General features: G+C 35.2%; 7 protein-coding genes. 5 read left to right on the forward strand and 2 right to left on the reverse strand.

What is annotated here, in order from left to right; translation table 11 throughout:
- Positions 1–344 precede the first annotated feature (344 nt).
- The 5 genes from GXX20_09235 (at position 345) to GXX20_09255 (ending at position 4,169) form a co-directional block, all read left to right on the forward strand.
- The gene (locus tag GXX20_09235) at positions 345–719 is read left to right on the forward strand and encodes a GntR family transcriptional regulator (protein ID HHW31837.1); all 375 of its coding nucleotides are present in this window, start codon (positions 345–347) and stop codon (positions 717–719) included.
- A gap of 4 nt (positions 720–723) precedes the next feature.
- Positions 724–1,596, forward strand: a complete 873-nt coding sequence (locus GXX20_09240) for an ABC transporter ATP-binding protein (GenBank protein ID HHW31838.1) — start codon at positions 724–726, stop codon at positions 1,594–1,596.
- Positions 1,589–2,245, forward strand: a complete 657-nt coding sequence (locus GXX20_09245) for an ABC-2 transporter permease (protein HHW31839.1) — start codon at positions 1,589–1,591, stop codon at positions 2,243–2,245. Before GXX20_09240 ends, GXX20_09245 begins: the two co-directional genes overlap by 8 nt.
- A 152-nt stretch (positions 2,246–2,397) precedes the next feature.
- The gene (locus tag GXX20_09250; protein HHW31840.1) at positions 2,398–2,694 is read left to right on the forward strand and encodes a multidrug efflux MFS transporter; all 297 of its coding nucleotides are present in this window, start codon (positions 2,398–2,400) and stop codon (positions 2,692–2,694) included.
- A gap of 119 nt (positions 2,695–2,813) precedes the next feature.
- Positions 2,814–4,169, forward strand: a complete 1,356-nt coding sequence (locus GXX20_09255) for an amidohydrolase (protein HHW31841.1) — start codon at positions 2,814–2,816, stop codon at positions 4,167–4,169.
- A gap of 250 nt (positions 4,170–4,419) precedes the next feature.
- On the opposite strand, the gene GXX20_09260 is transcribed toward GXX20_09255, so the two are convergent.
- Both GXX20_09260 and GXX20_09265 read right to left on the reverse strand, forming a co-directional pair.
- Positions 4,420–5,058 (reverse strand): GNAT family N-acetyltransferase, encoded by a 639-nt coding sequence (locus GXX20_09260; GenBank protein HHW31842.1) that lies wholly within the window; start codon positions 5,056–5,058, stop codon positions 4,420–4,422.
- Positions 5,059–5,140: 82 nt separating this feature from the next.
- Complete coding sequence (locus tag GXX20_09265; protein ID HHW31843.1) at positions 5,141–5,779, reverse strand: GNAT family N-acetyltransferase; 639 nt, start codon at positions 5,777–5,779, stop codon at positions 5,141–5,143.
- Positions 5,780–6,192: the final 413 nt, after the last annotated feature.

Below are 6,192 nucleotides of genomic sequence, written 5' to 3' on the forward strand. Positions count from 1 at the left end.
ACCTGCTGGTTTTTCAAGGGCAAAGTTACAGGCTAACACATTCAACCATGAAATCCCAGTAATGGGTATGGGGTGCTCGGAAAATTAAGTTCCGCACTGCTCGAATTTATACTTGCCAAAAACATTTTGTGCTATATGTTTACATAAATCGTACAAAATCTTGATTCATTGTAAGAGTTTTACTTATTAAGTATATGTCCTTTTTTCATAAAAATATAATAAGTGTTGACAGGTGTGTATATACTGTATATAATGTATATAAACAGTATATACTTTATATATGGTATGTTAGATATAATAGTATATATTAAATTGCCAAAATATTTATTCTGAAAGGATAGATTATGGATATTATAATATCTAACTATTCACAGGAACCAATCTACGAACAGATTGTAAGACAAATAAAAGATAAAATTATGCGGGGAGAAATCATGGAAGGTGAAATGCTGCCATCCATAAGAAGCCTTGCGAAGGAGTTGCAAATCAGTGTGATAACATCAAAGCGGGCTTACGAGGAACTTGAAAAAGAGGGGTATATTGTATCTGTACCTGGTAAAGGTTCTTATGTGGCTGCCCAGAATAGAGAATTGTTAAGAGAAGCACGCATGAAAATTGTTGAAGAAAAATTGTTAGATTCTATAGAAGCTGGCAAATCCATAGGACTGTCCCTGGAGGAACTGACAGAAATGCTTAAATTACTGTATGAGGAGGGTTGAAAGGATGAGTGTCATGTTGGAAGTATCAAACTTAAGAAAAGATTTTAAGGATTTTAGCCTGAAAGATATTAGCTTCTCCCTGGAAAGAGGGTATATTATGGGATTTATTGGGGCCAATGGAGCAGGAAAAACTACAACAATAAAACTTATTTTAAATTTGATAAAAAAAGATGGAGGAAATATTAATGTTTTTGGCCTTGATAACATTAAGTATGAAAAAGAGATAAAAAACAGGATTGGTGTGGTTTTTGATGAAAGTTATTACTATGGAGAACTTACCATTTCCGAGATGAAAAGGGTGATAGCTCCTTTCTATAGCAATTGGAGTGATAGTACTTTTAATAAATATATTAAAGATTTTCAGTTACCTTCAGACAGAAAAATAAAAGAGCTTTCAAAGGGAATGAAAATGAAATTTTCTCTTGCTATGGCACTATCTCATGAAGCTGAGCTTCTAATTATGGATGAACCTACATCAGGACTGGATCCAATTATCAGGTCGGAGCTGCTGGATATTCTAAAGAATGTAATAATGGATGAAAATAAGGGAATTTTCTTTTCTACTCATATAACTTCAGATCTTGATAAAATAGCGGACTATGTTACGCTTATAGACCAGGGTGAAATTGTTCTTAGTGATTCAAAGGATCAGATAATGAGCGACTATGTACTGGTAAAGGGACCAAAAGAACTGCTGAATGATAGTACAAGGAAAGCTTTTATAGATGTCAAAGAAAATCAATTTGGTTTTGAAGGACTTTCCAATGATAAACAAAGAATACGAAATTTATTTAAGGATAAAGTTATAACTGAAAAGCCGCAGTTGGAAGATATAATGCTTTATTATACAAGAAGGAGGAAGGAAATTTATGTTTAGGCTGGTTTTGAAGGATATAGTAATTCAAAAAAGAACTTTTATATTTGCTTTACTCTATATTCCCATTATGGCTATTGCATTTCAGAATACGGTAGGTTCAATGCTTCCCGCAGGAGTAATTGGCATGATTTATGTACTGCTGATAACTGCTTGTGCCAGCGATGATAAATATAATGCGGACGTAATGCTTAACAGCCTTCCTATTCAAAGAAAAAATATTGTGTTGTCAAAATATATATCAGTGCTTGTTTATTATATTATCGGAATTGCAGTTTATTTGATATTTTCAAGTATTGTAAAATTTCTTGGATTGCCATTTAAATTAGAGGCTATTGATCTTGCGGATTTATTATTAACAATGTTTGTCGTATTTTTGATATATGGTACTTATTTGCCTGTATTCTATAAATTCGGGTATATGAAGTCCAGGGCTGTTGCCTTTATATTATTCTTTGGTGGTTTCTTCTTTATAGGTGCGGTAATTCAATTTATACAGAAGAATTTGGATATTGGTGTTTTAAAAGAAATTGAAGTCCTTTTTGGAGAAGGAGGAACAGCAGGAGTATTGGTAATCTTTTTGGTAATTGTTCTAATGTTTGCAGGATCATACCTGCTTTCAGTTAAATTGTATAATAATCGAGATCTTTAAGCAGTTTGCCGGCTGTTTGACATAATGTGATAATACACTATAATTAATATTAGAAGAAGTCAGGAGCATAAATAAAAGAATTTGCAATATTGTAATTTATTTCTTCAATATGGCATAAAAGTTCAATATTTCTGACAGAAGTTGGGTTGCCAATGGGACGATGGAAAATTAACCTGTATGCAATATGGTCTTCACGAATTATTAGTCAATTGAGTCTTAGTTTTGGCATCCCTTTTTTACTTTTCTATATACAGAAACACGGGGTAGTTGATCCGGATAAGATAAAATTATATACCGGTATTCCTGGCATGACGCCCTCTCTTACGAGCGCAGTTATGGCCCCTTTGTGGGGAATTATTACAATATTTTTAGCAACAGCGAAGGATAGTTCAGATAAGAATGGTCAAAGGGAGGAAAGCAGACTAGGTAGGGCAAATATTAGTACATAAGTAAATATACGAAATTGGTTATATCCTAAGGTATGATATCCTTAACATAAAAAGAAAAAAAGTGTTTATTATATACAACCATGATTATATAATAAAAATATAAAGGAGGGACAATAACCATGGCAAATGATTACTTTAAAAATGTTTTTTCAGCTGTTGATAAGCATAGGGATTTGATTTTGAGTGCTGAGAGGCATATTTGGAAAAACCCCGAGGTAGCCTTCAAAGAATGGAAAACCAGCGCTTATATGGAGAAAGAGTTTGAAAAATTAGGTTACAAACTTACAAAGGCTGGCAATATCCCGGGTTTTTATACAGATATGGATACCGAAATACCCGGCCCTAAAATATTAATTTTTGGTGAGCTGGACTCACTTGTTTGTTATGATCACCCTGAAGCAGATCCTCAGACTGGAGCAGTTCATGCCTGTGGACATAATGCACAGTGCGCAACTTTATTGGGTGTAGCAGCTGCCTTAAAAGAAAATGGCATATTTGATGGCCTCTGCGGCTCGGTTAGGTTATGCGCAGTTCCTGCAGAAGAGGGTGTTGATATTTCCTACAGGGAAGGCTTACGCCAGGATGGTGTTATACGTTATTACAGCGGTAAAATTGAATTTATGTACAGAGGGTTTTTTGATGGCGTTGATATGGCAATTATGGTACATACAACCAATAAAGATAAAGGCTTTTCTATAACCAGGGGCAGCAACGGTAATGTGAAGAAGAAGATTATTTATAAAGGGGTTGCAGCTCATGCAGGAGCATATCCCCATAACGGAGTAAATGCCCTTTATGCCGCCAACCTGGGACTTAATGCTATTAATGCCCTGAGAGAGACCTTTAAGGATGAGGATCAGGTAAGGGTACATCCTATAATAACCAAAGGAGGAGAGGCAGTCAATGCTATTCCAAGTGAAGTAATAATGGAATGCTATGTACGTGGCCTAAGCAATGATTCAATTTATGAAACAAATTGCAAGGTTAACCGTGCACTGGCAGGTACGGCAGCCAGCATGGGAGCAAGAGTAGAAATACATGACCGCCATGGAGCCTCACCTCTCATTAATGATATGAATTTAATGGAAGTTGCCAAAGAGGTAATGAAAGAAATTGTAAACTGTGAAGACATAGAAGAGACAGGCAAATTTTCAGCTGGTTGTACAGATATGGGTGATATATCTGCAGTAATGCCGGCAATACATCCTTACGTAGCAGGTGCAGTAGGAAGATCTCACGGAAACAATTTTTACATCAATGACCCCGAGCAAGCATGCATATATCCAACCAAAATGATAATGGGCACTATTAAGTTGCTGCTTTCAAACAATGCTGAAAAAGCTAAAGAAATTCTGGCTAAAAAGAATGTGAGATATTCCTCTAAAGAAGCCTTTTTAAAGGATATAGACAGGTTTATGTTTGATATGGATGCAGTTACATATAAAGAAGATGGCAGTATTGTTTTGCTGAAATAGCAAAAGAATTGTTTTTCATTAATGTAGATAATAAACGAATATTGGCTTACCATTTAATATTAAATCATCAAATAAAGCATTAGGTTATGTGTGAAGCCTGTACGAAAAGTAAGTAAAATAAGCTTTCTATGATAGTAAATAAAATCATGGAAGGCTTTTTTTATGGCAAAAAGACAAGAACCCTTATGCGAGGGAAGAAAGAATATTTAGTTTTTTTCTTCATCTTATTACAGATTGAAGGGCTTATTTATTATTCTGCTGTTGCAATCAGTTTTTCATAAAATTCAGGCTCATATATGTCTTTAAGAATTTGCATAGCTTCTTCATAATCATTTTTAGAGATAACCGGTCCTGGATTTTCTCCACCGATTTCTACAGCAGTACTTTCGGTTTTAAGTATATTAAATCCCAGACTATGATACATTCTTATTGCAACGTGACTCCATGTCTGTGTATGCAGCCAGATTCTTTCTTCAGGCTCCCATGAGGCAAACAAGGAAAGCACTTTTTTGACTACAGCTTTGCCAAGTCCCTTTCCCTGGTATTCAGGGCAGACACCCACCCAGTGCAGAGAAGCTTGATAACCAAGTCTGCTGTTGGCATACCAGGCTGTTGCTGTTGCAACCGGAAGACCTTCCCGGTTTATCACAAAAACGCAGCGTTTCTCCAGCTCAGGCAGACGATAGAGGTAATCTCTGGAGAAATATGCAAGGGCTTTTTCTTCGTTATCGAACTCCAATACAGAGGTTTCAATTCTTGCCCAGTGATATTCGTCTCCCTTTTGAAAAAAGCGGAAATGAAACCCTTCAGGTAAAGATGGCTCATCAAAATAGGTATTTCTGTTTAGCCTCATTATAACATGCTTATAGGGAATACTTTTGTCCAGCATGTTCAATTCTCCTTTTTATTTCTTAATAAAGTTATTATTATAACTAATTTACATTATTTAATTGTTAGTGATTAGAGTAGAGTTACAGAATTGTACTAACCAGTTCCTGGTAGAAATCATCTTCATAAACATTTTTTAGGATTTCCAGCGCAGCATCAATATCATATTTCGTCTTAACCCTTCGTGGTAGTACATTAGAGGACAAATCAACTGTTTCTTCCCGTACCAATCGAAAACCAAGCTTATAATACATTCTGATAGCAACATGACTCCAAGTTTGAGTTCCTAACCAAATATCCCTGCCAGGTTCTAGTTCTTGAAAAACCGTAAGGACCTTTTGAACAACGGCTTTGCCTAACCCCATTCCCTGATATTCAGGACAGACGGCAACCCAGTGGAGCTGACCATAACGCTCATTGCCAACATTACGAAACCAGGCGGTAGTTGTCGCAATTGGCAATCCATCAGGAGAAACAATAAATACGCATCTTCTTTTTATTTCTGAAGGATAGGGTAAGAATTCCTTGGAAAAATATTCAACAGCGGCATCTTCATGGTGGAATTCAAGTACGGATGTCTCTATCCTCGCCCAATGATATTCATCTCCGTTTTCAAAAAAACGGTATTTAAATCCAACGGGTAAAGAGGGTACATTACAAGTGTTATTTTTTGCCTCAAGTCTCATGATAACTTTTTTTAGTGGAATGCTTTTATCCAACATTGATTAAGTCCCCCTTTACTTGCATGATAATAATTTATATGGATTATATTTAAGGCTTATATCTGAATTATAGAGAATTACCTGCAGCATTTCAATGGCCAAAGGAACTAATTGGAAAGATTCAAAAAAAAGAGTACAAAAAAGTAAAAAAAGCGGCCTGGGTAAAGTTTTATATTATTGCAATATGAATGTAAAAAAACATCATAGAATACAGGTAAAAAAAAGAGAAGATACCCTAAAGAATCGGGATTGTGTTAAAATACAACTTTTTAATATGATTAATTAAGAGATTAATTCTCTTTATTCTCTATCTACATCTATTATTTATATCAATTATGAATCAAAGGAATCTAAGAAATACTCCAAAACGGCAGGAGAGTAAGATCTATGAAAACAAATAATCTATTAAATAA

The organism is Clostridiaceae bacterium (assembly GCA_012840395.1).
In the GTDB taxonomy this organism is placed as follows: Bacteria; Bacillota; Clostridia; order Acetivibrionales; family DULL01; genus DULL01.